Genomic DNA, 26306 nt, shown 5'->3' with positions numbered 1-26306 from the left:
AGATTTGAATCCAAAAGAAAAATTGTTGTGGAGTATTGCACTCCCTGGATTTGGTCAATTACTGAATGGAAAATACCTTAAAGGAATCATATTTATATCATTAGAATTTCTTATTAATGGTCAATCTCATTTTAATGAATTAATCTTGCTTAGTTTTATCGGTGAAATTGAAAGAGCCATTGACAAGACAGAATACCAATGGCTAATGTTTTATCCGTGTGTCTATTTTTTTGCCATGTGGGATTCATTTAAAGATGCAGGTGGAGGTAAAGAACCTTATTCGTTCTTACCCTTTGTTCTATGTGCTTTTTTCGTTACTTTGGGCCTTATATATTCAGCAAAAGTAAGGTTATTTGGGGTTTCCTTGGGAACAGTTTGGTTTCCAATGGTATGCGTGATTCCAGGTGTTGTCATAGGTATAGTATTAAAAGCATTATTGAAAAAGGCAAAATTTCTTAGTAAAAGTGTACCTGATTAAGGTACACTTTTTTTGCGTTCCCTTTTTTAGTATTGGCGGCTTTTAATAGAAAGGATTTCATTCTGTTTCACAAATTCGCCATGTCAAAAAATTTTTTTCCTTCGACCCTTTCCTTTTTCGATTCATTTCACTAAATAAAGGGTGAAAACGGTTTATAAATTTGCCGGTGCGGGGAGGAGGGGAAGCTTAATGAAAAAGCAAATTGCCGGCATGACCCTTATCGCAGGAGCAGCCCTTCTGGCATTGCAGCCGGGATCACTAAAAAACGGAGGGAGCAGCGTTCAACAGAATAGGGAAACGACTCCAGCAATAGCCTCTGCGTTTTATACACAGAAGCGGGTACCGGCAGTTCTAGTAGAAACCATCGATGGAGATACAATCCGTGCAAGAGTAAACGGAAAAGTTGAAGCGGTTCGCTATTTATTGATTGATACCCCGGAATCAAAAAAGCCGGGAATGTGCACTCAGCCCTATGCGAAGGAAGCTTTTTCAAGGAATGACGAGCTGGTGAAGTCAGGCGGCTTGACTTTGGTATTGGAAGAGGGGAACACAAGGGATGCCTACGGTCGGTTGCTAGCCTATGTGTATGTTGATGGAAAGTCGGTTCAAGAAAGCCTGCTGAAGGAAGGATTCGCGAGGGTGGCTTACGTAATGAATCCTCCCTATAAATATCTTACTTTATTTAGGGACGATGAACGGCTAGCCATACGCAACAAAGCTAACATCTGGAGCAGTCCGGGGTTTGTAACAAAATGGGGATTTAATGGGTGTTTAGATGGATAAAATTTGGTTTCCGCTGCATTTTTTTCGAGTACATATCCATTTTTATTTACTTCGTTATATAAAATAAAGGAGCCCAATCCCCATAATTTGTTCAGCATGATTATTTACGAAAATATTAGATAAAGATTTTTGTATTTAAAGGAAACCATATAAAAAAAGGTCAACCAGAAAAATCTGGCTAACCTTATATTACGAAGGGGTGCTTTGCTTCAATATTGGAGCAAGGCACTTTTCTTATTGAAGTAACAATGCAGAATAGTTAAGGTAGAAAAGTAACCATTCATGAAAATGGTTACTTTATTTTTTGTGTATTGTTTTATAAAAAAATCTTGAAATAAATGTCATTACTAAATATCGAGAACTGGTAACTAAAAATTGGTTGATATTCATTTTTAAGATATTCATTTTAACCAAAGTTAGATCAATAAATATATGGCTTATTGGTAGTAGTATTCTATAAAGCAATCCAGTCTTTGAAGAAGTAATGGTAGCGATAAAGGAGAGTATCAAACTGTATAGAGGTACGATTTTAAAATGTTCAGTCCACGTATGTAAATTTCCTCGCCCAAATCGAATCAAACGTTTTATTGCAGAAATATACATAACAGTAATCCAAACTACTTCAATAGACAAGTAATGAGCAATGACCATTGCCCATCTTTTTTTGGTTGAAAGTGCCTTATAAAACCCATCGCTAATATAAAAAAATACATTGATTAAAACTAGAGTGTATATAGGTTTCCACCAATAATCTTTATAAATATTTAATTGTAAAAATAATTTTTCAATACAATAATAAAAAATGCTGAAATTTATTTTCCACTTCCAGTTTTTATTTAGTAGAGTTAGAAAAGTAGCTGTAATTGGTACATAAATTCCTTGAGAAAAGATTGCTCCCAAGACTGAGTCAAAAACACGCTTTTTCATTATTGAAGGTTTATATCTATAACCATTAAATAAGTTGAGAGTCGGATACTCAAATAAATAAGCAAATCCTATATTTGATAATAGTAAGATCCACACATCCTTTTGTTTTTTACGTTTTAACAATATCAATAACATTCCTAAGTGAATAACTACTAACAACAAAAAAGGAGTTGAGTTTTTATTGAAAAGTTTTTTCTTTTTTCTCATTCTTGACACCGTTTTACTTTTTGACATTTAGTTTTATTATTGTTCATTTGAAGGGAATTATTTATTAAACGAACGGATGCTTATGTTCAAAACGAGTTGGTACGATGAACCCGTTTTCTTATTAAACTAAAGGGCAGGATAGTTGAATAAGTGATAATAAAAAAGCTAAGCCTGAGGAATGATAAAAAAAACATTCTGGAGGAAGTTGGTTGAGATGAATAAAAAGAAAGCATTTTCGTTATATATGATAATCATTCCATGGCTTTCTGTTCTGTTTATGGATAAAAAATCACTTGTAAGGTATTTACCCGTAGCAAGTTTTATTAACTTATTTTTAAGTGTCTTTAGTGTCATCGGAAATAAGAGAAGATGGTGGATAAATAAAAATCCACTTTCCCCTGGTAATGTAGATTTCTCATACATATTAGGACCATATTTTGTAGCAACGCTATGGATTTTTAAACTAGCTTACGGTAATTTCCCAAAATACCTCGTTACCAATGCCATTGCGAATATTTTTAATGCTTTTCTACTTGGTTCTATGTGGGAAAAATTTGATATATTTAAATTTAAAAAAATAAATCATACCATTTGGTATTTTATTTGTGTATTATTATCAATTTTTATCTATGGCTATCAATACATTGTAGAAAAAATAATTACGAATGAAAATAAGATAAAATCAGTGTAATAATTGTTTTTCTACTTAGTTGTTCAAAGCAGTATTGTTAAATGTATTCTTTATTCAATTAACGGGTGCTTGTGTTTAACAAAAACTCGTAAGCTTCGACTCTTTTTCTTGTTCCACTAACGGAGCAGTTTAGTTGAAGAATGGAAATGGCTCTTTTATGTTTGTGCCAAGCAAGAATAGCCCCCTCCGAACAGATTGGAGGGGGGGTGTGCTATCTAAATTCATCCGTTATTTCCAAGCTCTTATTCTGACCAAGTAACCACTTGGGGACAGTTCAGACAAGTTGTATAGGAAAATTACCATTGGGGAATGATTTATAAGTTTGAAATAGCCTCCTGTGTCGTCCAAGTAGCACTGGCAAATGCTTTATAATTGGTAACGGCAGCTTGAAAATCCTCTTCACTAATTGTTGCGGTGGCATCGTATACAACAGCTGTTTCAAAACCAGTTTCGATTAGATGCCTCATATGGGACTCTACACAAACGTTGGAAAGCACCCCTGCAATAATTATCTTCTCTTTTCTATGTTGTCGTAACTGATATTCCAAGTCATTTGTTTGTGGGCTGGCAACTTTGTGAGGAGTTGCAATGACGGTTCTTCTATCAAAAATATAAGGTTTGAAAGAATGAACAAAATCAGCTCCAAATGAAGGTGGTGTGTACGCATTTGCCACTTGATACATTCTAAGACCTAATAGCATCTTTTGTTCATTTCCTGTAAATTGCCAGCCATAATCATGAGGGTATAAATAATGGGGCGATATGAAAAGTTGGTATCCCTTATTGAGGGCAGTTCTCATTAATAGTTCAAGTTTTTGTATGGTATTGTTTCGTTCAATAGTTCCTTTAGTCAGATGATAGCCTCTTCCCCCAGGACTCATAAAGTCATTTTGTGGGTCTGTGATTACAATAGCAGTATTATTGGGATGTGGTTTAAACGGCAAATTACTTACCTCCCTCGCAACATAAGTTTGCGGAAATGTTTGTTACCTGTTCAGGAAAGATAGAGAAGTTGTTTTTTAAAAAAATTCAGCATTGACACGACAGCCGCATCGAACAAGTTCATAGTCATTAAAAACTCTATAGGCATTTATATGTATTTGTAGTTTGTTTAGTTCACTTTGTTATAGAAAATTAGTGTGCAACTTTGACGAATGTTTCAAGAAGGTACTTGTTAAGCTAACGGGTGCAATAGTGAAAAGGCAGCGGAGTGTCCGTTGCCTTTTGCCAATCCATTTTAAAAATACTTTCTATAAAATTCTCTTCTTATGCTGCCACTTAATTGAGCATAAATCCTAGTAGTCTCACTTTTTTCGTGCCCAAGCAAACTTTGAATTACATCAATGGGAGCTCCGTTGTTCAATAGGTGTGTGGCATAGCTATGACGTAGTTGGTGTGGATGAATTTCTTTGTTGATCCCTGCACGGCTTGATATTCGTTTTATGATATACCTCATCTGACCAATACTCATTCTATGTGGGTGCCGTTCAGTAACAAAAATAGCTGGGTCATTATCTAGGCGAAGGTCTAAGTATCGCTTGAGCCAGATTTCACACCGTATATTAAAGTAGATCTCCCTTTCCTTGTCGCCTTTTCCACGCACAATGGCAGAATGATTTGACCAATTAATACTATTTTTATCTAGAGAAACAATTTCACCTATTCTACAACCTGTTGAAAACATAAATTCGAATAATGCCTTTTCCATTGGAGTAAAACACGATTCCCTCAAATGTTCAATTTCTCTCTCCGTTAAAAATTTTGGAATTCGTTTTCCTTGTTTAGGTTCTTTGATTTTGGCGGCTGGATTTTTGGATATATGCCCTTCCTCGTGTGACCACCGAAATACAGATTTAATAAATCGAATTCGATGAGCCAAACTTGATGGCTTCAGGTGTTCACTGGATTTTGCTAAGTATCCTTTCAGTTGATCAGTAGTCAATGTTTCAACATTCACATCGTTAAAGTATTGGATTAGTTGCTTAGATTGGAGCTTATACGCTTTTAATGTTTGATGAGAGAATCCTTCGATCCTTTTATCTGATTCATAAAGTTCCCAGGCTTTTGATAATAACAAAATAATTTTCTCCTTTTCATTTAAATAAGAGGAATTATTGCCTTGATTATTGAAATGGAAACGTGCAGATATTGAACTATCGGGGCAGGTTACTTTAAGAAGGAAAACATTTTCTTATAGCGAATTTACTATACATTCAATCAATTTTAGGGAGATAATTTTATGGTGGATATATTTAAAACAAGAGAAAAAATCATTGCTTTAGATGAATCAGATGCTAAAAGCATTGTAATGATGACCGCTGCTTATTTAGAAATGGCAACAGATGAAAAAAGTAATTTTACAAATGATAAATGTGTAGAAGCACTAATAAAGCTAATAAATAGAATCCCTGAACCAGATAAGCTAAAAGAGATGTATAAGAAAAAGCAAAAGGAAGATTAAACGAAAGTTCTTATTCAGCTAACGGGGTGCTTGAGTGCGGCGGTTTTTTGCTTGTTATGCTAACCTGGCAGTTTAATTTAAGCAACGTGGTACCTTTATAAATAGTCGGCTAGTAAAGGAGCATTATCCTGTGAATAGAGAAGAAAGAAAAAAGCGTTTAGAATATCTAATTCAAGAAAGAAAGAAACATGAAGAAAAATTGGAAAAAGAGCAACAAATTTCAGAGATGTTAGAGCTGTTCCCCGAAAAGGACAAAGTGGATATATTAGATGAGAGCGAAAGTGATAAGATTGAAAGTAATATGACAGATTGTTTTCCGATTGCATATTGGGGAAGAATTGATTGGGAAAAGGTGAGTAACAAAATTATTCTTACTAAAGAAGATATATTGAATATCCCAACCGTCCTATATAATCAATCTTTAGACACTTCAGTTCCTGTTTACCTTATTGTTGGGATATATAAATACCCATTGGTAAAGACCTCCTTATTTACAATACTAGAAAGCATTGAGGATATTATGGATATGGGACCGGACCAATGGATTTATAGTCCTTCGTTAAAATATGTAATTGAATTTTGTCATGATGATGAAATAACAATAGGTTGGATATGAGGTGCTTATTAAGCTAACGGGTACGTTACTGGAAGATCGGGCTGCTAATTGGCGGCTTTTTTTGTTATTCAACTAAAGGGGCAGTTGAAGATTTGTTGAAAAAATAATTAATTATTCGACAGATTCTACAAGTATTTATAGGAAAATTACGGTATACATTGAGTGATTTGTATTCTAACTATGCCTTAGTGGAAATTGTGATTTCGAGGCAATGATATTTGATACTAAGGGGGGAAACATGGGTAAATATAAAATGTCTAAAACGATTGGAATGATTTTAGGGACAATAATGATAATAGCTACCTTGGGGTATGGACTCCTATATTTACTAGGAACATCTTTAGGAAAAGCTCTCGGTTCCGAAATGGACACAACAGCCAGAAATCAGTTCACTTTAGTAATTTTATTTAGCATAGGCCTAGGTAGTGTAATAACAGGAGCAGGTTCTTTTGGAATCAAATTTAAAGGATGGAGATACTTTTACATTGGGTTTTGTATGTTAATTGGTGTCGTACTACTATTCACTTTTTTTATTTCAAGAGGTGCCATAGGAACAACGTATGAATTTCTGATTCTATGTTTAAGTATCTTGTATTTTTTATTAGGTTATTTAGTAAAAAAGGAGAAATGAAGTTCAAAAAAGTAACATTTCAGTCTTTATAGCCGTTCTGCTGCATGGGTGGCTAACGGGGGCAAGAGTTTAAGAGCCAGCTGCCATTTTTGGCGGCTTTTTTCTTATGCTAACTGGCAGGTTTGTTCAATAATTTCCCACAACAATTGGTATTTATTGTATAATGGTAATTAGGATACCTTGGGAGGGAAGTATATGATATTAAATACAATAACACCTATAGCAATATTAGCAGGACTTGTTATTCTTGGATTTCTAATGGTTAAGTTAGTTAAGGTGTTAAAAAAATAAGAGTGTACAAGTTAGATTATTCAAATATGAATAGTCTTTTTCTTATCCTTAACTTAAACTTTGTGAAGTATTACACTTAAACTAACGGGTGCGATTGTTCAATAAGAGCAATCGCTTTTCTCGTTCAGCTAAAGAGGGCAGGTTAATAGCAAAAAGAAAGCAAATCAGAACATGCAAAAAATAATTATTTATTTTTATAATTATTCTAAAATAATTTTGTAATGAGATTATCATATTGTTGTGATGAGTCTGTTATACCTTTCTAGTATAGTGAACCTATCAAATCACACTAGGAGGAAACAATCATGCTAAAGAAATTCATCGTAGCCTTTACCATTTTAGCTTCTTGTGGCTCTTTGTTCGCCGCCAAGGGTGATAACGCGGAAGCAGCAACTTATAATTATCATACAGCAGCAGTTTCGATTGCGAAATCTAATATCGGAGTTCCTTACCGATGGGGCGGGATGTCGCCAAGCGGATTTGACTGTTCAGGTCTTGTGAAGTATTCTTACGGAAAAGCGGGAAGAACACTAAATCGCACTGCTGCCCAAATGTATTATGGAAATGGATATCGACCATCTAATTTGCAGATCGGTGATTTACTGTTCTATGGACCATCCAAAGCAAGTGCCCCAACCCATGTTGCTATCTATATCGGATACGGGAAAATGATCATGGCATCCTCATCAAAAGGCGTCATTATCACCTACACAAGCAATCCATATTGGCATGCTAGATATATTGGAGTAAAGCGAGTATAAAGATCATCGGTGACGATGGTCTTTTTTCATTTAATAGTATTATTCTTAACTTACAAAACTACTCTAAAATAGGGTTCTTTGAAAGTAATTGAAAATCTTGAGGATTAAGCTCATATTAAACAAATGGGGTGCAAGTATGAAAATGAGCTAGCGATCTGTACTGCTTCCCAAAATTGAATTCTGACTTTTGGGGTGCTTACACGATTTGGGTTTTAAAGGTAACTAATACATACTATATGTAATTTATGGGGAAGGTATTTTTTAGTATATCTTTTTTGGAGGTTACTTATGGAGGAAAAAGGAAAACAGATCAGGCTAACAGCAGGTGAGATTGCCCAACTTTGGATTCAATACTTAAATGATAGCTCAAGCATATGTGTTCTTTCATATTTTTTAGAAAAAGCTGAGGATGATGAAATTAAGCCTATTATTAAATTTGCTTTAGAGTTATCTCAATCACATATTCAAAAAATTACAGCCATTTTAACAGAGGAAAAAAATGTTGTACCATGCGGTTTTAGTATAAAAGAGGATGTAGATTTATCCGCTCCTAGACTTTATTCTGACACTTTTGTACTTAATTTTATAAACCAAATGTCTAAGATTGGTCTTATTTCTTATGCTGGAAGTGTAGCGGCATCTGTAAGAAATGACATTAAAAGTTATTATATGGAATGCCTTACCGAAACAATGCAATTATATAAAAATTCAACGGAATTATTATTGTCAAAAGGATTATTTATCAGGTCTCCCAGCTTGCCAAATTTAGAAAAGGTTGAATTTGTGAAAAAGCAATGGTTTATGTTAGATGTGTTTGGAGAGAAAAGACCATTAACCGCTGCCGAAGTAGACGCTTTATTTGCCAATCTCCAAAGAAACGCTTTAGGAGTTGCGACACTTACTGGATTTAGCCAGGTTGCACAAAATAAAGATGTAAAACAATTCTTTTTAAAAGGTTTAGAAATTGGGAATAAACATATTAAATTATTTAGAGGAAAGTTAGAGGAAAGTAAACTCCCTGCACCTATGGCATGGGATTCAGAAATAACGAATAGTACAGCATATACATTTTCTGATAAACTTATGATGTTCTACACATCTGGTTTGGTTACTTTGAGCGTAGGGTATTACGGTACAGCTGTCAGCCAAAGTCCAAGAGGTGATATTAGTGCAATGTATAACAGGCTATCCTTAGAAGTGCAGTTGTTTGCTGAAGATGGAGCTAATATTATGATAAAAAATGGATGGTTGGAACAGCCTCCAATGGCACCGGATCGAGATGAACTAATTAGGAAAAAGAATCAATTATAAACATATTTAAAGTCCTTCTGTAAATAAGCCTAAGAACTTTAACAGCGAAAAAGGCTTCGGATTCATCGAACGTGAAGGTGGAGAAGACGTATTCGTTCATTTCTCAGCTATTCAAGGCGAAGGTTTCAAAACTTTAGAAGAAGGTCAAGCTGTGACTTTCGATGTTGAGCAAGGACAACGCGGCCCACAAGCAGCTAACGTTCGTAAGGCTTAAATATAATTCCAAACTTGAGCAGACTCTTTTTTAGAGTCTGTTATTTATTTTTCTTAGAAAAACAAATAGCCCCACTCAAAAATGAGTAGGGTACTTGAAAACAGTAAATCAAATGGTAAACCAAGTGTAGCACATACATTGTGGATCTCCTAATTTCTTTGTATTTTTTTACCAAGTGAAAAACTCTGTTGGCAACATAGAAACAGTCTGAAACAAATCAGGTGCGGTGCTTCAATAACCGTAGGATTACTTTTCTTATTCTATCGGGGCAATTTATTTCAACAAGGTCAATGATTTTACTAATATTACATGCATTTGAATAAATTTGGAATAATACTGTAAAGGAGGTGTGGTAATGTCTAATCCTTTTGAGGCGATTTGGAACACGCTTAAAATATCGATTGATACCACAAATGAGCCTAAATCACCGTTACATATCATTGAAGCTGGTGACTGTTGGACGTATTTAACATTAATGGAAGAGTTCATTCGTTATGAGGAAATGGGATTAAATACAACAACAGATGATGAAGTGAAAGAAATGTTAAAGGATGTTATTCAGGTATGTGAATCACAAGTGAAAAAATTAAGCAGTTTTATGAAAAAAGAGGGAATTCCCTTACCAGATGTCTCATCATCAAAACCAAATTCAGACCCAAATGATATTCCTTTAGGGGTAAAGCTGACGGATAACGAACTTGCAAATGGTATAGCATTCAAGGTAGTTACTTGTTTGCAAGCGTGTTCTAAGGGACAAGCTGATTCTGTTCGAAATGATGTCGGATTAATTTGGTTACAAAACTATCTAGAATGGGCAACGTTTGGAACAACCTTAAAAACACTTATGCGTAAACGAGGGTGGCTTAAAGTACCTCCATATTACTATCCTCCTGGTCTACCACGATAATAAAGACCAACTCAATCTTAAGGGTTGGTTTTTTAATTGTGTCTAAAATAGACCAGGATTTATAGTTTTCATATTCAACTATCGGGTGCCATTGTTAAATAAGAGTAGTCGTCTTTTTACTAAAATGGGAATTGAGTTTAATAAAATATTCAATGATAAAGGTGTTTGCCTCCAGAAAGCTAAAGGAGTTTTTTTCAGCATAAATAAATCTCTTTCTAAAATTATAATAGAAGAAATTACCGAAAGTTGGGTGTTAATATTATAACTTTTTATTTAAATAAGGTTCATTTGGCAATTCGAATTGGATAACACTCAAAAAGGATTGAACTGAAATATGTATTCATCGATTATTATTTCTTATGGGATTGTCATAACCTTAGAAATCTTACTCGTATTGATGTGTTCAATATTTATTTATAACAATATGGCATTCTTACTAACTTTAAATTATTCTCTAATAAATATCCCAGATCATAACAAAAATGGTTTGATGAAAGTGTTTTTTAAAACAAATAATCAAAATGCAACAAGTGAAAATTAACGTCTAAATTCTTAATAAAGGTAAGACGCTTAAGGAATGCGTCGTTTTTTTATTTACAAAATGAAAACAAGGGAGTAAGATTTGATTCATAAATTTAATTTGAAATCGCTGAGTTCCATAATGGGAACGGGGGAACCAAATTATAAAGGTTTTTGTATCGTAATGAAACAAAAACCTTTATGGGGTGAATCTTTTTAAATGCAAGTGTTAATTGCTTTAAAAGTAGGGCGACTCTTAGCACCCGAATCCGTCAGCTAACCTCGTAAGCGTTCTGAAGAGATTTTACAATTTCGTGCAGGCAGCATGTTTATTTCATGATGCATAAAAAGCCACGGAGAGATTTTATCTCTTTAGTGGCTTTTTATTATTATGGGTAAAATACCAATAAATAATTTGTACATTGAAAAGGTGAGGGGAATTGTGAATTCATCTGTTAAAAAGAATAATCTGATAAAATTGCACCCGGCACATATCCTAATTATTGGGTTTGGTAGCCTTATTTTAATTGGTACATTACTCTTGATGTTACCAATTGCTACACATGAAGAGGGAAAAGGTCTCCAATTTGTTGATGCCTTATTTGAGGCGACATCTGCTGTATGTGTTACAGGACTCGCTGTGGTGGATACGGGAACAACATTTACATTGTTTGGACAAATTGTTCTTTTAATTTTAATTCAAATTGGCGGATGGGGGTTTATGACCACTGGTATCTTAATGTTCATCATCCTTGGAAAGAAAATAGGTCTAAAAGAAAGATTGCTCTTACAGGATTCGTTGAACTTATTTTCACTTTCAGGAGTTGTTAATTTAGTTATTAAAATCATCAGTATTACATTGATTGTAGAAATGATTGGTGCAATCATTTTAGCGATAAGATGGTCATTTGAGATGCCATGGGAAAAAGCGATTTATTATGGTGTTTTTCATTCTATTTCTGCCTTTAATAACGCTGGCTTTGGACTTGAATCTGACAGCTTGAGTAAGTGGGTAGGCGACCCTACCGTAAATGTTGTCATTACTTTTTTATTTGTTACGGGTGGGATTGGCTTTACTGTAATAATGGATTTATGGAAAAAAGGAACCAATCGAAAATTGTCTCTCCATTCGAAAGTAGCTTTACTAATGACCTTAATTCTAAACGTAATTGGAACTTTGGTCATCTTGATTTCAGAGTATCATAATTCAGCTACAATTGGACACTTTGGGTTGGCAGATAAACTTTGGGCTTCTTACTTCCAGGGGGTTGTTCCTCGCACAGCAGGTTTTAATACGATTGATATTGGTCAGATGACTGTGTCTTCACAGGTTTTCATTATGGCGTTAATGTTTATTGGGGCTTCGTCAGGATCCACTGGTGGAGGAATAAAAGTAACCACTTTCGCCATCATTTTATTTGCTTTATGGTCTGTTCTTACAAATAGGGATGATGTCAATATTTTCAAAAGAAGGATTTCTTGGCGGTTGGTAAATAAATCATTGTCTATTAGTGTATCAGCGATGATATTTATTTTTACAATCTTCTTTTTACTTACCTATACAGAACATGTGGATACGAGGAAGCTCCTGTTTGAAACAATTTCAGCCTTTGGTACTGTTGGTTTATCCACTGGGATAACAGGAGATTTATCTCCTTTAGGAAAATTATTAATTACTATCATGATGTTTATCGGAAGACTTGGGCCTTTAACTATGGCCTTTGCTATCATGTTGAAACGAAAAGAATCCAAAGTAAGATATGCTGAAGAAAAAATACTGATTGGATAATTAAAGAAATGGACGAATTCTAAAGCATTTTAGAAAGAAAAAAGTTAAAAGAATTTTGACCTTTAATGGTAAAACTAAATAGACAGACGAAATTAAATGAAACACTGGGAGAGATAATTCTATGACAAAGCAAACGGCTGTAATCGGAATGGGGCGTTTCGGTTCAAGTGTGGCAATTGAGTTATTTAATGAGGGAGCAGAGGTTTTAGCAATAGATAAAAATGAAAAGAGAATTGATGAAGTTGCTAATGAAGTCACACATGCGGTTGTTGCAGATACAACGGATGAAATTGCGATAGGGGAACTGGGAATAAGGAACATGGAAGTAGTTGTTGTGGCCATAGGTGACGATATTCAAGCAAGTATAATGACCACCTTGCTCTTAAAAGAGGTAGGAATAAAAAAGGTTATTGCAAAAGCTGTTACAAAACAGCATGCAAAAGTTCTTACTCAAGTTGGAGCAGATCATGTTGTTTTTCCGGAGAGTGAAACGGGAATTCGTATTGCTAAAAACATTATGTCACCTAATGTGCTTGATTTTATTGAGCTATCCGAAGATTATAATATTGAAGAAATCATAGCTGCACCTTTTATGATTGGAAAGAGTCTTCGTGAACTAGATATTCGTGCTAAATATCAATTAAGCGTCATTGCGATTAACAGTAAAGGTAAAATGAACATTTCACCACTTCCAGATGATGTTATTCAGTCAAATGATATTCTTATCGTGCTTGGTGAAAAGAAAAATTTAAAAAAGTTTCAGACTGTAAACCACAAGATACTTTCTACACGTTAATTAATTTATGTATGATAATCTAATAAATATAAATAAACTTTGAACCCCAATACTGCAACCTAAAAATAAAAATACAAAATGAATTTGGAGGAGCCTGTCACCAAGGGATTATAATGCCCATTTTGAACAGGCTCTTTTCGTATTTTTGTCAGTTTAAATGCAAAGATAAGAATGAAATACATTTTGTATAAAAACTTATTTTAGAAAGGAAATCCAATTATGATAGAAGTTTGGATCATTCTTTTAGCAATAGCTGTTGGAGTTGCCTTCATAGCTGAAAAAATAAATCAACCTTACCCAACTCTGCTTGTAATTGCGGGTCTATTCATAGGTTTACTTCATATTCCTTTTTTGGAAGAAGTCAAACACCATGCAACAAACGATATTATATTTCAAACGGCAATTATTACGATTTTCCTTGCAGCCTTATTAGGAGATGCGACTTTAAAACTGCCATTTGAAGAACTAAAAAAGAACAAGAAACCAATTTTATTATTGTCACTTCTTGGAACGTTTCTAACTTTTTTATTGGTTTCTACATTCTCCCTTTACTTATTACGTTTGTCACTTCAAGAATCACTTATTTTTGGGGCTGTAATGTCAGCCACGGACCCAATTTCAGTGCTAACCATTTTTAAGTCAATGAAGTTAAACAAAAGATTATCCATTATTGTGGAAGGGGAAAGTCTAGGTAATGATGGTGTTGCCGTTGTACTTTTTAAAATTGCACTTGTTACCACTGTGTTGACTGCAGCGGGGGTTTTTAATGCTTCGGCTGAATTTTTAAAGGTTGTGGTAGGGGGAATAACTGTCGGGTCTTTACTAGGCTTTTTAGCTTCTCGGATAACTCGGCATATTGATCAGCATTTAATTGAAATTGGTTTATCCATTGTTCTTTTTTATGGTGCCTTCGAGCTTGCCGAGCATTTTCATTTCTCAGGTGTGATTTCAGTAGGTGTAGCTGGCTTAATTTTTGGAAACTACGGAAAGAGAATTGGGATGTCAGAGAAAACCCTACGGGAAATGGATTCGTTTTGGGAGACAATTGCATTTCTTGCGAATGCCATGATTTTTTTCATGGTCGGATTAGAGATTGCTCGGATTGGACTGGAAGGGAAGTGGGCAGTTGTTATCGGAAGTATTGTAATTGTAGTTATTTCACGGATTGTAGCTGTGTTTGTGAGCTTATCATTTGATAAAACAGTTCCACTAACATGGAGGACTGTTATTGGATGGGGAGGGCTGAAAGGCTCTTTATCCATTGCACTAATATTATCAATGACTCCAAATTTCAATGGGAAAGACCTATTATTAGCAATGACTTTTTGGAACGTTTTGTTCTCCTTACTAGTACAAGGAACAACTATAAAATTTCTTGTGAAAAAATTTAAAATTTAATCTTAAATTAAATCCAATTTTGCCAAAAAGCTTCAAGAGATATTGTTAAAAAGTTCAAAAAAAGGAAAAATCGAAACAATAATTATGATATAGTTTAAGTAATAAAATAGCGTGTTTTCTGGAGGAGCCTGTCACCATAGGATTTTTTATGTCCTTTTGTTACAGGCTTTTTTCTATAAAGTCGAAACAAAATAGTTATAAGAAAAGAGGGGTGCTAATGAAAACGAGAAACAAGTTATCTCGAACTAGAAAATTGCTTTTTATGGCCTTTATTATCTTCCTTCAAATCTATTGGTATAAAATTCGAAGAAAACCTAAAGACAAATGGGAAATACTATGGGGTGAAATTGGAGCACGATTTAGAAAAACCCTATTTGAATTAGAGGGACTGTTAATCAAAATCGGACAGTTTTTAAGTACCCGTGCTGATTTATTACCCAGTGCTTTTATTCATCAAATTGAAGATCTCACGGACCATGTTCCTCCTTCAAACTGGATTGAGATTAAGGAAATCCTTGAAAAGGAATGGGGGAATTCACTTAATAAAAATTTTATCTCAATCGAAAAAACGGCAATTGCTTCTGCATCGATAGGAGAGGTATATAAGGGGGTGCTGCAAGATGGAACAGAGGTTGCCATTAAAGTAAAACGCCCTAATATTGATTCGGTGATTCAAACAGATTTCCGTACATTAAGTATTATTATTTGGTTTGCTGATCACTTTGTTCCCATGCCAAAAGGGTTCATTAATTTTAAAGTTCTGTTTAAAGAACTTAAACAAGTGATTGAGCGTGAACTTGATTACTCAAAGGAATTAGACACAATTCTTTCTTTTAGAGAACGATTTAAGGATATGAATGTCGTGCAGATTCCTTCGGTATACCCAGAACTTAGCACCCCAAATGTCCTTGTAATGGAATGGGTTGAAGGTATAAAGCTCACTGATACGAAGGGGTTAGAGCTATTAACAGAAAGCCGAGAGGAGCTTGCCAAGAGGCTTTTCAAAGTATTCCTTCCTCAATGGCTTGAACCAGGTATTTTTCATGCAGATCCACATCCAGGTAATGTTTTAATATCAATGGAAGGTAAGATTATCTTGCTTGATTTTGGAATGGTGGGGGAGATTTCTAAACAGGATGCAGCTTATTTTCAAGGGTTAATCCAAAGCATACTTTCGAGAAATTATCCTAAAGCTGTTGATTGTTTGATCCATTTAGGATTTTTGCTACCTGATGCTGAGTCAAGAACAATTGAGCGTTTATTAGCTGAATTGATCGCCATACAGCCATCACAATTAAAAGAAATGGACCTATTTGCTTTAAAAATGGAAATGAATGATTTACTCCAAGCCTTGCCCATACAAGTCCCAACAAGATTTGTCTTTTTAGGCCGATCTTTTGTAACGATTGAAGGGATTATTCGAAATTTGACTCCAGATTCTGAACTTATTGATTTAATGAAACCTGTGTTTATTGAGTGGCTGGGGAAACAAGGGAATAAATGGTCCTTTGTTTGGCAATGGATTCAATCACAACCGATTTTTAAGATTTTCCATTCTGTTGTGGAATTTTTAGATGCACCTCAAAAATTAGAATTACTAAAAGAGATTGAACAAAGAAGACAGTTCCAGTTTACTATTTATGAAAATAATAAAAAGCAGTTATTTCAATTAACACTAATCGGATTCACAGGAATTGTACTAGGTATTTATACAGTTAGCTCTCTTATATGGCAGATCTCGTGTGGAGTAACCGTTGTGTCTTTTGTTGGGTATTTAATTTGTAGTTATAAACAGAGAAAATGGATGAAGTATATGCATGAAAAACGAAGATAGTAGAATAAATGATTTATGTTTTAAAAAAATTATTCTAAGTGATTGAACGAGATAAAACTTATTTGAATAGTTGGAACATGTAAATCAAGTCCACCAAAATGAGTGAGTTCCTGGTCATCAACCCCTTCACCAATTATTTTTAAATTATTTAGATCTTCTTGAGAATAATCACGTGTCTGGCTAAAGTCTTAGCTGTCAAATTTGATAAAAACACCTTTGACGTCGTAAAAACGGGCTTTTTTGACGAAAAGTTTTATTGACAAACGGCCCTACTCAGTAATACTATATACTAGTAGTCAGTAACACAAAATACCTGTGATACTGACTACTGAAAAAATATAAGTAAAATATACGCGGAGGTAAAAATTGGAAAATATAACAGAAATGCTGAAAGGGGTGCTTGAGGGGTGTGTGCTTGAAATCATCAGCCGTGGCGAAACTTACGGCTATGAAATCACGCAACAGCTGCGAGAACTTGGCTTCACTGATGTGGTTGAAGGCACAGTTTATACGATTACCATGCGGCTTGAGAAAAACAATCTGGTGGACATCGAGAAAAAGCCATCCACTATGGGACCGCCGAGAAAATTTTATACACTCAACGCAGCAGGTCAAGAACAACTTAAAATCTTTTGGAAAAAATGGGAATTCATCTCAGGTAAAATTAACGAACTCAAAACTAATAAAATCAAAAGGAGAGAAGTAAAATGAATATTTTTGAAAAAATTATCGGAAGTCTGGATGACAAGCGGGAATGGAGAGCGATGGAGGCACGTGCGAAGGCACTTCCAAGTGAATACCACAACGCTTACAAAGCTATCCAAAAATATATGTGGACTGCTGGTGGTGGTCCTATCGACTGGAAGGACAGCAGCCGTATCTTTTACGGCATTCTCGACCTCTTCGAGGAAGGTGCAGTGGAAGGCAAGAAAGTTACTGACCTCACGGGCGAGGACGTGGCTGCTTTCTGCGACGAGCTAGTGAAGGATGAGCAAACTTGGAAGGATAAGTTTCGCAAGAAGTTGAACGATACGATTGGTCGTGGCTAACGGCGAAATCCTAGTGGATTTTCGCCTAGCATCGATACTAACGGCGCAAACCACCACTGATGACGACTTGGCTTCCTTTGCCTACGAACTAGCGGCAAACGCTAAAACCTATGTTGAAAAGTATCGTGAAGATTTAAATCAGATTATCATGAAGGATTGGGAAAAAAGAAAATTCAATAGATCATACCGACTGAATAGCTGGTTACAAATGTAATGTGATCACCTTCACTATTCAGTTATATTTTTAACACGGTAGTAAGTAATACTGAATATCAGTCAGACTAAGTAGGGTAGTATTGGCAATCTAGCGCCTTGCTGCGCTTTTTATAAGGGGGAAAAAAGTATGAGCAATGGAGCGATTTCTGTAAAAGGGTTAAAAAAATCCTTTAAAGATAAGGAAGTCTTAAAGGGGGTGGATTTTGAGGTGCGGCGTGGCGAAATTTTCGCTCTGCTGGGCTCAAATGGAGCGGGCAAGACGACGACGGTCAACATCCTCTCGACGCTGATGAAGCCCGATAGCGGCGAAGTGGGAATCTGCGGCTTTGACATCCAGCGTCAACAGGATCATGTTCGCCAAAGTATCAGTCTGACAGGGCAGTTCTCTGCTTTAGACGGTATGCTCACCGGGAGGGAAAACTTGATGATGATTGCCAAGTTGCGGGGAGTTTCCAATCCCGCTCAAGTCGCCGACAACCTGCTTGCCAGATTCAGCCTCACCTATGCGGCCAACCGCCGGGCAGACCAGTATTCCGGCGGGATGAAGCGCCGCCTTGATATCGCCATGAGTCTGATTGGGAAGCCAGCAGTCATTTTTCTCGACGAACCGACCACAGGGCTTGACCCCGAAGCGCGGATTGAAGTATGGAATACCGTCAAGGAGCTTGCCGGCGGCGGCACGACCATCTTGCTGACAACCCAGTACCTGGAGGAAGCCGAACAACTGGCAGACCGTATCGCAATCCTGCATGGCGGAAAAATCATCACGACCGGTACCCTTACCGAACTTAAAGAAATGTTCCCGCCAGCGAAAGTGGAATACATCGAGAAGCAGCCGACATTGGAGGAAATTTTCCTCGCGATCATCGGCAAAAAGGAGGAGATGTAAATGAAAAGTAAAACATGGATATTACTAGGGCGCTTAATGCGCAACATCATGCGAAGCCCTGATACGATTATCACGGTGGCGATTACGCCGATTATGATGCTGCTGCTGTTTGTCTACGTATTTGGCGGCGCTATAGAGACAGGCACGGACAACTACGTCAATTATTTATTGCCGGGAATCTTGCTGATGGCTATAGCATCCGGCGTCGCTTACACTTCCTTGCGGCTGTTTACGGATGTAAAGAGCGGGCTGATGGCGCGTTTCATTACCATGCCCATCAAGCGCTCATCGGTATTGTGGGCCCACGTGTTGACCTCGCTTGTTTCCAATGCGCTTACTGTCGTGGTGGTTATCATCATAGCGCTTTTGATGGGCTTTCGTTCCAGCGCTGATATCCTACATTGGCTCGCAGTTGCTGGGATACTAGGGATTTTTACGCTGGCGCTGACATGGCTGGCGGTCATTCCCGGATTGAGAGCGGGGTCTATGGAAGGGGCGACAGCCTACTCGTACCCGCTGATTTTCCTGCCGTTTATCAGTTCGGCCTTTGTCCCCACCGAAACCATGCCTAAAATTGTCCGTGCGTTTGCTGAGAACCAGCCCGTGACTTCAATCGTGAATGCGATTCGTGCCCTCTTGTACGAAGGGTCTGTTGGCAACGACATCTGGATCGCGCTTGCCTGGTGCGTCGGCATCATGGTCATCGCTTACTTCTTCGCAAGTAAACAGTTTAAACGCCAATTAGGGTAAGTACACCATTATAGGATTAGTCAAATCAATAGTCAGCAGCTGCGATTAATGCATTTGCTATCACATGGAAGGCTGCTAAAATGCCGGGGAAACCATCGATTAAATCATGGAGAAACAGAGGTTTTTATACTCACTCATAACTTTATGTTCTACCCTGCCTACCGCTATAATAAAACTAAATAAAAATTGGTCAACCAGAAATATCTGGCTGAACTTATATTACGAAATGGGTGCTAGAGTGAAATAAAAGCACATTAGAATTAATAACGCTTGGGATTAGTTTGTTATTCGGTATGCTATTTCAAATGTGTATAATAAAACTTACTGTTATAGATTATCTGTATTAATTCTTGGGGTTTTTGGTTCAAAAGCCGCTGCTGCCCTAGCATTTTCATTATGTTGATGGTTTTTGTATATATCTAATTTACTGCATCTTTCTATGTGTTTGGAAGTTTTCTTTTTTGCCAGCCACCTTATCACCTCCTACGGATAATATGTCAAACGTTTAACTTGAAAATAAAAATGGTTGAAATTGGTTAAACTCTTAAACTGAATGTAATTTTTTCATTATTATCTCTACATTCTTAATGGAAGGATATAGATATTCATTATTATGAGACCTCAGGAAGGAGGGTTAGAAAAAGCCCGCCGAGGATGGTCCTAACATTTTGGGGCACGAGAACCGAACCAATGTTTCGTAATTCACAGTTGACAGGTAGGAATAATATGAATTATAATCCTGTTAATTAGAAAAATGGAAATGGTTGTTTAAGGAGGGGACGCGGGATGAAAGAACAATATCCTGTTTTGGCCGGAGCGGAGTCATTTTTTATTAAAGGGAACGATACGGGTATCTTAATTTCCCATGGATTTATGGGCACTCCTCAAAGTGTGCAATACTTGGGACAAGAATTTTCCAAACTGGGTTATACGGTTTATGCCCCAAGGTTAACAGGTCATGGAACGCATTATCGGAACCTAGAGAATACTACACATCATGACTGGTTTTCAGCTCTAGAAGCAGGTTACAAATTTTTAAAGGAACGATGCTCCACTATTTTTGTCATCGGTCAATCGATGGGAGGGGCATTAGCACTCTGGTTGGCAAATAAATATGCTGATATAGAGGGAATCGTTACCATAAACGCTGCTTTAAGTTTACCAGACTATGAATATTTGGTTGGAAAATCAAAACCAAGATTTCTTCCTGAAGGTACACCGGATATACGATTGGAGGGTGTTCATGAAATTACCTATAACAAAGTTCCAATTCAGTCCATTCATGAACTCCAAGCTCTGATGAAGAAAACGCCTGATTTCATCCCAACAATCACCCAGCCTATCCTTTGCTTTAAATCGCTGGAGGACCATGTAGTTCCTCACGAATGCACAGATTATATTTTCAATCGTGTTGGGTCTACTCAAAAAGAAGTGGTGACGCTTTACCATTCTTTCCATGTGGCATCCATGGATTATGACAGGGATGAAATCATTAAGAAAACACACACTTATATAAATAAAATTGCTGAGCAAAAAGAAGTACTAATTTAGACTAAAAGGCCCACTGTAGTTGGCAATAACAGTTTGGAACACGAGAATCGCTCGCGTGCATCCAACGGACAAAACCGGTGAAAAAGAAGAGAAAGTGTCCGAACTTAGGGGCAAAATAAACAAATACTCGCCGAACGTACCAAGGAAGGTCTGCCTTATACAAAATAAAAGGCAGGCCTTTTAATATAAAAATAATTTAAATAAGGGAAAGAATTGTATTGAATAATCAAAAGCGTCAAATGAGCATTTTTTTTATGGTTCCAGTCGATCAAGTATCATCTTGGAGACATCCTGATAGTCTTTCAGAAGAGTTCCCCGAAATTGGAGGGAGGTAGGCAGGATAATAATACTATCTCCATGTTTTCGCCTATTATGGATACTTTTATATTTGCTGATTTTATAAATATATAATATTATTATGTTAACCAATAAAATTTTACAATTTGATGAATTCGTTTAAAAAATATATATGTAAGCACTATAAATGGTTATAATAAATTTAAACTCGTTTCAATAATCTCCAATTTTCTCCAAAATCCTACACATCCACACTAGTACTCTTTCAATATGATTAGAAATGGCGTTACAAAAGAACTAAAATGAATCTATTTAAAGGTTTCGATTAAGCGGTAATTACCAAAGGTAAGAAAATGTAGTAGGAAGGGCAAAAATTATTATAATTTATTTATGGAAGGTGACCGGAATGGAACAGCAAATAGTTGAATTGTTAGTCAGAATGGATGAAAAACTTGAAGAGATGAATGAAAAACTTGGAGCCATGGATGAAAGACAGCAAAGAACGGAAAGTAAGCTTAACGAAATGGATGAAAGTCAGCAAAGAACGGAAAGTAAGCTTAATGCAATGGATAATAGACTGCATAGTACGGAAATTAAACTTACCGCAATTGATGATAAACTCGAAATGGTATATGCAACGGTAAAAAGGATTGAGACCTCCCAAACTGAAGATGTACTAGCTCTTTTGCAACTACAGAAAAAGAAACTCGATTTTGAAATGGAATAAATAATCAATAAGTGAACTGAAATGGACAAAAGAATAAATTTATCAAAACAAGTGCCAGAGATCCTCAAGAAAAAGTGGGGGAGCCTGGCATTTTGTGTTTATTTTAGCCTTAAATGCTTTAATATCCTATACACCTTGCTCCAATTAATTAGTAAATAGATTCAGTGAAGATTCAAAAAAGTCACACCTCTATTGGTGAAAAATGGTATATTAGTACTGGGTCATTATATCTAATATAAGGAGCGTGTTAATGTGTTTAATATGCTAGAAAATCAGATTGGTAATCGATTACTGCTGCCGGGTAATGAACGCTATGAGGAAACAAGAAAAGTTTGGAATACGGCAGTTGATAAACAGCCGGCAGCAATAGTCGTTTGTGAATCAGAGGACGACGTGATTGCAGGAGTACAGTTCGCAAAGGAAAATCAACTATCCATCTCCATTCGCGGTGGCGGACATCATGTTGGCGGCTTTGCGGTTTGTGAGGAAGGTTTGATGATTGATTTATCACAAATGCGGAACGTATCCGTGGATGAATCTAGACAAGTGGCACTCGTTGAAGGAGGCGCTAAACTTGGGGATATTGATCTTGAGACACAAAAATATGGGTTAGCGGTACCGACTGGCACTGTTTCTGAAACCGGTGTAGCTGGTCTCGCTTTGAATGGCGGACTTGGCTATTTAAGAGGAAAGCATGGTTTAACCTGTGATAATATCGTTGGTGCTAGAGTGGTAACAGCAGACGGGGCGGCCATTAATGTGAATGAAGAAAACCATCCTGACCTTTTTTGGGCGATCCGTGGAGGTGGCGGCAATTTTGGCGTCGTCACGAAGTTTGAATTTGCCTTACATAAAGTAGGACCAGAAGTATTTGCTCTAGACGTCATGTACGATTATAAGGATGCAAAAGTCATCATTCAAAAATTACAAGCATTCTTGGAACAAGCCCCTGATGAGGCAGTTTCTATTAATTTAACGGCAACCGTATTACCACCTGCTCCATTTTTACCAGAATTCTTACATTTTAAAAAGGTCATTATGTTTACAGGAATATACACTGGAGATGTATCAGAAGGGGAAACCATTCTACAGCCATTGCGCGAATTAGCTGAACCCATCATGGATCGTACAGGTGTGATGCCATTTGCAGAATACCAAAAGAAGCTTGACCCGATGGTACCTGAACACGTTCGTGTTTATGGAACCTCGTTGTACTTTGATCAACTAACGGACGAAATTATTGACCAGCTTCTATATAAAATCGATAATGCACCTGCTCCAAGTATTTTGGTACAGCTATGGGCACTTGGCGGAAAAATGAACCGAGTACCAGCAACGGCGACACCATATGCCATTAGGGATGCGAAATTTGTCCTGTTGGTTGATTGCATGGCTATGGCAGGGGATGACGACCTTTGTAAACAATGGATCGATTCTGTCTACGGTGGATTGCTGCCATTTTCACATAAAAAGGCATCCTATCTCAATGCAATTGGTTCAAATGAAGAGGCGACAACCAATGCATTCCAAGAAAACTATGCAAGATTGGTAGAGATTAAGGAAAAATACGATCCAGAAAATCTTTTCCGCCATAACCATAATATTAAGCCATCAAAGTAAGTAGCAAAATATGATTTGATAATAGTTTGAAAGGGATATAGGATTGATTTTCGAGGCTGCTTGCTACTCTTTGGCAACAAGGATTAACCGATTATGAGTTAATCCTTGTTGCATGTTAATAGGAGCATTTAAATATCATCGGAATATCTGAACGAAGTGAATCTTCGGACAAAACTGGTGAAAAAAACAGAGAAACTGTCCGAACCTGGGGCCCCTTCGGACAAAACTGGTGAAAAAAACAGAGAAACTGTCCGAACCTGGAGCCCCTTCGGACAAAACCGGTGAAAAAAGTAGAGGAACTGTCCGAACTAAGTAGAAATTCCGAAAAAATATCCGCGATTAGTGTTTTCGATAGTTTAATAGCCAAGGTGGGTGTTCCACGTGGGGAAATGGGTTAGAACAGGAACGATTGTATTAATTTTATTCGGACTCCTAATGATTTATCTGAAGGATATTTATTATCCTGCTCTTCCGATCGAATCAGTTTCAAAATCGGAAGTAATAAACAAGGTGAATAAATCGAATGGAAATATTGTTAAAATTACAGATGAAAACAGTTACCAGTGGTATATATCAGAAATGAAACAAGGAAGAGCGTATGAAAATTTAAAAAGATTGATGAAAGATAAAGGCTGGTTTTTTAAAGAACAACTAGGTTCGGGCTTTGTTTTTCAAAATGAACAAGGTGAAATAATGGTTTCAAGTGAAATGTGGACTAGAAAATATGTAATCTTGCATTTTCCAAAAGGTATTTAATGACCATGTTTCAAGATAGGTTAGCAACCAATAATTTTGTTATGTTAACTTAAAAACACCACTCAATAGTTTAAGTTTATTAGTTTACAATCTTACGAGGATAAAAAGAACACACTGAATCAGTGTGCTCTTTAACATTAATGACCCGCAACCTTCTCAAGTCCACCCGGCTTGTTATGAACGGCAATTTTATCAATAAGTTTATTGCTTTCTGTATTTAATCCTTTTAAATTCACTTTGACACCGTTTTGATGGTACTTAATGACTACTTTATCAATCGCTCCAACAGCCGAGTCATCCCAGAGGTGAGCATTTGATAAATCAATATCAATTTCATTAACAGCTTCTTTATAATCAAAACTGTTGACAAAGTCTGTTACAGAAGCAAAGAAGAGTTGACCAGAAACATGGTAAACCTTCTTATGAGAACCTTTTGCAGAAAGGCTGGTTACTTTTACTTTTGAAATTTTTGAGGCAAAGAAAATAGCACTTAATATAATTCCTACCAAAACGCCCAATGATAAGTTATGAGTTTTTACAACTGTCAATACAGTTACGATCATAACAATCGTGTCTGAAACCGGAATTTTTCTGATTGCTTTTAAGCTCGACCAATCAAATGTTCCGATTGAAACCATAAACATGACACCGACTAATGCAGCCATTGGAATCTGTACGAGGAACCCTTGCAGAGAAACAATAAGTGTTAATAAAAACGCACCCGCAACAAATGTAGATAAACGGCCTCTACCACCAGACTTAACATTAATGACTGTTTGTCCAATCATGGCACATCCAGCCATACCGCCGAACAATCCAGAGACAATGTTAGCAATCCCTTGACCACGCGCTTCTTTGTTTTTATCACTATCTGTATCCGTCATATCATCAACAATGGAAGCCGTAAGAAGGGTCTCCACTAATCCTACAACGGCGATGGATATGGAGTAGGGTAAAATAATTTGCAACGTCTCAAAGTTAAATGGAATGTCCGGAATTAAAAAAACAGGTAATTTAGACGCTAATTCACCCATGTCTCCAACAGTACGAACATCACTGCCCGTAAAAATAGCGATGGCTGTGATAACAATGATGGCTACTAACGGTGATGGAACAGCTTTCGTAAATCGAGGCAGGATATAAATAATCGCTAATGCTCCAGCAACCATCGCATACATTTGCCAAGATGCACCTTTGAACTGAACCAATTGAGCCATAAAAATTAAAATGGCAAGGGCGTTGACGAAACCCGTCATAACCGAACGGGGGACAAATTTCATTAAACGACCTAACTTCATAGCACCCATAATAATTTGGATGACACCCGTTAAAATGGTTGCTGCAAGCAAATACTGCAAACCATGGTCTTTCACCAATGTCGTCATCAATAATGCTGTTGCACCCGTAGCAGCTGAAATCATCCCAGGTCTGCCACCAACAAAAGCAATGGTAACCGCAATACAAAACGAAGCATATAATCCAACCATTGGGTCGACACCAGCAATGATGGAAAAGGCAATTGCTTCCGGAATTAAAGCCATAGCAACCACTATCCCAGAAAGAATATCTCCCTTGATATTTCCAAACCATGAATATTTAATTGTGTTTAAATTCAAACTGAGCACATCTCCCTTTATTTTGTTATTTTTTTTTGACTTTCAACTCTCATGAAAGTCGGGGCCGTTGTTAACAAAACAAAGTATAAGCGAATGTGACAAATTTGTGAAATCTCATGAAAACGGACACAATTTACTGATTCTTTATCATTCTCTATTTTTCTTTGATTTTCGTCACAACCACTACTTTTTAGTGAAAATTCAATGGAACATGAAGAAAC

At 36.5% G+C, this 26306-nt stretch carries 24 protein-coding genes, 2 pseudogenes and 1 riboswitch; of the genes and pseudogenes, 22 read left to right on the top strand and 4 right to left on the bottom strand.

Annotated features, from left to right (window positions below; all coding sequences use genetic code 11):
- Positions 1 to 4 precede the first annotated feature (4 nt).
- Positions 5 to 478, top strand: a complete 474-nt coding sequence (locus ACZ5B7_RS17910) for a hypothetical protein (RefSeq protein WP_464490402.1) — start codon at positions 5 to 7, stop codon at positions 476 to 478.
- A gap of 189 nt (positions 479 to 667) precedes the next feature.
- Complete coding sequence (locus ACZ5B7_RS17905) at positions 668 to 1261, top strand: thermonuclease family protein (protein WP_464490401.1); 594 nt, start codon at positions 668 to 670, stop codon at positions 1259 to 1261.
- 297 nt (positions 1262 to 1558) lie between these two features.
- Here ACZ5B7_RS17905 and ACZ5B7_RS17900 read toward each other — a convergent pair whose 3' ends face one another.
- Entirely contained in the window at positions 1559 to 2395 is an 837-nt protein-coding gene (locus tag ACZ5B7_RS17900) for a hypothetical protein (RefSeq protein ID WP_464490400.1), read from the bottom strand.
- A 214-nt stretch (positions 2396 to 2609) separates the two neighbouring features.
- On the opposite strand from ACZ5B7_RS17900, the gene ACZ5B7_RS17895 reads away from it, so the two are divergent.
- The gene (locus ACZ5B7_RS17895) at positions 2610 to 3086 is read left to right on the top strand and encodes a hypothetical protein (protein WP_464490399.1); all 477 of its coding nucleotides are present in this window, start codon (positions 2610 to 2612) and stop codon (positions 3084 to 3086) included.
- Between the two features lie 314 nt (positions 3087 to 3400).
- Here ACZ5B7_RS17895 and ACZ5B7_RS17890 read toward each other — a convergent pair whose 3' ends face one another.
- Together ACZ5B7_RS17890 and ACZ5B7_RS17885 are read right to left on the bottom strand one after the other, a co-directional pair.
- Positions 3401 to 4030 (bottom strand): cysteine hydrolase family protein, encoded by a 630-nt coding sequence (locus ACZ5B7_RS17890; RefSeq protein ID WP_464490398.1) that lies wholly within the window; start codon positions 4028 to 4030, stop codon positions 3401 to 3403.
- A 293-nt stretch (positions 4031 to 4323) separates the two neighbouring features.
- Positions 4324 to 5163 (bottom strand): tyrosine-type recombinase/integrase, encoded by an 840-nt coding sequence (locus tag ACZ5B7_RS17885; protein ID WP_464490397.1) that lies wholly within the window; start codon positions 5161 to 5163, stop codon positions 4324 to 4326.
- Between the two features lie 162 nt (positions 5164 to 5325).
- Between ACZ5B7_RS17885 and ACZ5B7_RS17880 the strand changes: the two genes are divergently transcribed.
- From ACZ5B7_RS17880 to ACZ5B7_RS17790, 19 genes and pseudogenes are all read left to right on the top strand, one after another.
- A complete protein-coding gene (locus ACZ5B7_RS17880; RefSeq protein WP_464490396.1) occupies positions 5326 to 5547 on the top strand; it encodes a hypothetical protein in 222 nt (73 codons plus the stop codon).
- 130 nt (positions 5548 to 5677) lie between these two features.
- Positions 5678 to 6163 (top strand): CDI toxin immunity protein, encoded by a 486-nt coding sequence (locus ACZ5B7_RS17875; RefSeq protein WP_464490395.1) that lies wholly within the window; start codon positions 5678 to 5680, stop codon positions 6161 to 6163.
- A 238-nt stretch (positions 6164 to 6401) separates the two neighbouring features.
- Complete coding sequence (locus ACZ5B7_RS17870) at positions 6402 to 6794, top strand: hypothetical protein (protein ID WP_464490394.1); 393 nt, start codon at positions 6402 to 6404, stop codon at positions 6792 to 6794.
- A 596-nt stretch (positions 6795 to 7390) separates the two neighbouring features.
- Positions 7391 to 7846, top strand: coding sequence for a C40 family peptidase (locus ACZ5B7_RS17865; protein WP_464490393.1), 456 nt, complete (start codon positions 7391 to 7393; stop codon positions 7844 to 7846).
- A 288-nt stretch (positions 7847 to 8134) separates the two neighbouring features.
- A complete protein-coding gene (locus ACZ5B7_RS17860) occupies positions 8135 to 9157 on the top strand; it encodes a DUF3231 family protein (protein WP_464490392.1) in 1023 nt (340 codons plus the stop codon).
- A gap of 25 nt (positions 9158 to 9182) precedes the next feature.
- Positions 9183 to 9371, top strand: a pseudogene (locus ACZ5B7_RS17855) (cold-shock protein); the annotation flags it as partial.
- A gap of 355 nt (positions 9372 to 9726) precedes the next feature.
- Positions 9727 to 10278, top strand: a complete 552-nt coding sequence (locus ACZ5B7_RS17850; protein WP_464490391.1) for a DUF3231 family protein — start codon at positions 9727 to 9729, stop codon at positions 10276 to 10278.
- 637 nt (positions 10279 to 10915) lie between these two features.
- Positions 10916 to 11103: riboswitch (cyclic di-AMP (ydaO/yuaA leader) on the top strand.
- A 133-nt stretch (positions 11104 to 11236) separates the two neighbouring features.
- Positions 11237 to 12586: a TrkH family potassium uptake protein gene (locus ACZ5B7_RS17845; RefSeq protein ID WP_464494516.1), complete on the top strand. Its 1350-nt coding sequence runs from the start codon at positions 11237 to 11239 to the stop codon at positions 12584 to 12586.
- Between the two features lie 121 nt (positions 12587 to 12707).
- Positions 12708 to 13382 (top strand): potassium channel family protein, encoded by a 675-nt coding sequence (locus ACZ5B7_RS17840; protein ID WP_464490390.1) that lies wholly within the window; start codon positions 12708 to 12710, stop codon positions 13380 to 13382.
- Between the two features lie 219 nt (positions 13383 to 13601).
- The gene (locus ACZ5B7_RS17835; RefSeq protein WP_464490389.1) at positions 13602 to 14780 is read left to right on the top strand and encodes a cation:proton antiporter; all 1179 of its coding nucleotides are present in this window, start codon (positions 13602 to 13604) and stop codon (positions 14778 to 14780) included.
- 217 nt (positions 14781 to 14997) lie between these two features.
- Positions 14998 to 16614: an ABC1 kinase family protein gene (locus ACZ5B7_RS17830; protein WP_464490388.1), complete on the top strand. Its 1617-nt coding sequence runs from the start codon at positions 14998 to 15000 to the stop codon at positions 16612 to 16614.
- Positions 16615 to 16980: 366 nt separating this feature from the next.
- A complete protein-coding gene (locus tag ACZ5B7_RS17825) occupies positions 16981 to 17325 on the top strand; it encodes a PadR family transcriptional regulator (protein WP_464490387.1) in 345 nt (114 codons plus the stop codon).
- Positions 17322 to 17877: pseudogene (locus tag ACZ5B7_RS17820) on the top strand (DUF1048 domain-containing protein). The gene ACZ5B7_RS17825 and the pseudogene ACZ5B7_RS17820 overlap by 4 nt, the downstream one beginning before the upstream one ends.
- A gap of 129 nt (positions 17878 to 18006) precedes the next feature.
- On the top strand, positions 18007 to 18768 hold the full coding sequence (locus ACZ5B7_RS17815; protein ID WP_464490386.1) for an ABC transporter ATP-binding protein: 762 nt from the start codon (positions 18007 to 18009) through the stop codon (positions 18766 to 18768).
- Positions 18769 to 19518, top strand: coding sequence for an ABC transporter permease (locus ACZ5B7_RS17810; protein ID WP_464490385.1), 750 nt, complete (start codon positions 18769 to 18771; stop codon positions 19516 to 19518).
- 786 nt (positions 19519 to 20304) lie between these two features.
- Positions 20305 to 21069, top strand: coding sequence for an alpha/beta hydrolase (locus ACZ5B7_RS17805; RefSeq protein WP_464490384.1), 765 nt, complete (start codon positions 20305 to 20307; stop codon positions 21067 to 21069).
- Between the two features lie 703 nt (positions 21070 to 21772).
- On the top strand, positions 21773 to 22093 hold the full coding sequence (locus tag ACZ5B7_RS17800) for a hypothetical protein (RefSeq protein WP_464490383.1): 321 nt from the start codon (positions 21773 to 21775) through the stop codon (positions 22091 to 22093).
- 261 nt (positions 22094 to 22354) lie between these two features.
- Positions 22355 to 23713, top strand: coding sequence for an FAD-binding oxidoreductase (locus ACZ5B7_RS17795; RefSeq protein ID WP_464494515.1), 1359 nt, complete (start codon positions 22355 to 22357; stop codon positions 23711 to 23713).
- A 381-nt stretch (positions 23714 to 24094) separates the two neighbouring features.
- A complete protein-coding gene (locus ACZ5B7_RS17790; protein WP_464490382.1) occupies positions 24095 to 24469 on the top strand; it encodes a hypothetical protein in 375 nt (124 codons plus the stop codon).
- A 137-nt stretch (positions 24470 to 24606) separates the two neighbouring features.
- On the opposite strand, the gene ACZ5B7_RS17785 is transcribed toward ACZ5B7_RS17790, so the two are convergent.
- Positions 24607 to 26085, bottom strand: a complete 1479-nt coding sequence (locus tag ACZ5B7_RS17785) for a SulP family inorganic anion transporter (RefSeq protein ID WP_464490381.1) — start codon at positions 26083 to 26085, stop codon at positions 24607 to 24609.
- Positions 26086 to 26306 lie beyond the last annotated feature (221 nt).

Source organism: Neobacillus sp. S1115, assembly GCF_055385565.1.
This window is presented reverse-complemented; position numbering and strand designations above follow the sequence as displayed.

Coding starts and splice junctions, on each gene's coding strand:
- ACZ5B7_RS17905 (WP_464490401.1), top strand. CDS start 668: ATGAAAAAGCAAATTGCCGGCATGACCCTTATCGCAGGAGCAGCCCTT.
- ACZ5B7_RS17900 (WP_464490400.1), bottom strand. CDS start 2,395: ATGAGAAAAAAGAAAAAACTTTTCAATAAAAACTCAACTCCTTTTTTG.
- ACZ5B7_RS17895 (WP_464490399.1), top strand. CDS start 2,610: ATGAATAAAAAGAAAGCATTTTCGTTATATATGATAATCATTCCATGG.
- ACZ5B7_RS17880 (WP_464490396.1), top strand. CDS start 5,326: ATGGTGGATATATTTAAAACAAGAGAAAAAATCATTGCTTTAGATGAA.
- ACZ5B7_RS17870 (WP_464490394.1), top strand. CDS start 6,402: ATGGGTAAATATAAAATGTCTAAAACGATTGGAATGATTTTAGGGACA.
- ACZ5B7_RS17865 (WP_464490393.1), top strand. CDS start 7,391: ATGCTAAAGAAATTCATCGTAGCCTTTACCATTTTAGCTTCTTGTGGC.
- ACZ5B7_RS17860 (WP_464490392.1), top strand. CDS start 8,135: ATGGAGGAAAAAGGAAAACAGATCAGGCTAACAGCAGGTGAGATTGCC.
- ACZ5B7_RS17850 (WP_464490391.1), top strand. CDS start 9,727: ATGTCTAATCCTTTTGAGGCGATTTGGAACACGCTTAAAATATCGATT.
- ACZ5B7_RS17840 (WP_464490390.1), top strand. CDS start 12,708: ATGACAAAGCAAACGGCTGTAATCGGAATGGGGCGTTTCGGTTCAAGT.
- ACZ5B7_RS17835 (WP_464490389.1), top strand. CDS start 13,602: ATGATAGAAGTTTGGATCATTCTTTTAGCAATAGCTGTTGGAGTTGCC.
- ACZ5B7_RS17830 (WP_464490388.1), top strand. CDS start 14,998: ATGAAAACGAGAAACAAGTTATCTCGAACTAGAAAATTGCTTTTTATG.
- ACZ5B7_RS17815 (WP_464490386.1), top strand. CDS start 18,007: ATGAGCAATGGAGCGATTTCTGTAAAAGGGTTAAAAAAATCCTTTAAA.
- ACZ5B7_RS17810 (WP_464490385.1), top strand. CDS start 18,769: ATGAAAAGTAAAACATGGATATTACTAGGGCGCTTAATGCGCAACATC.
- ACZ5B7_RS17805 (WP_464490384.1), top strand. CDS start 20,305: ATGAAAGAACAATATCCTGTTTTGGCCGGAGCGGAGTCATTTTTTATT.
- ACZ5B7_RS17800 (WP_464490383.1), top strand. CDS start 21,773: ATGGAACAGCAAATAGTTGAATTGTTAGTCAGAATGGATGAAAAACTT.
- ACZ5B7_RS17795 (WP_464494515.1), top strand. CDS start 22,355: ATGCTAGAAAATCAGATTGGTAATCGATTACTGCTGCCGGGTAATGAA.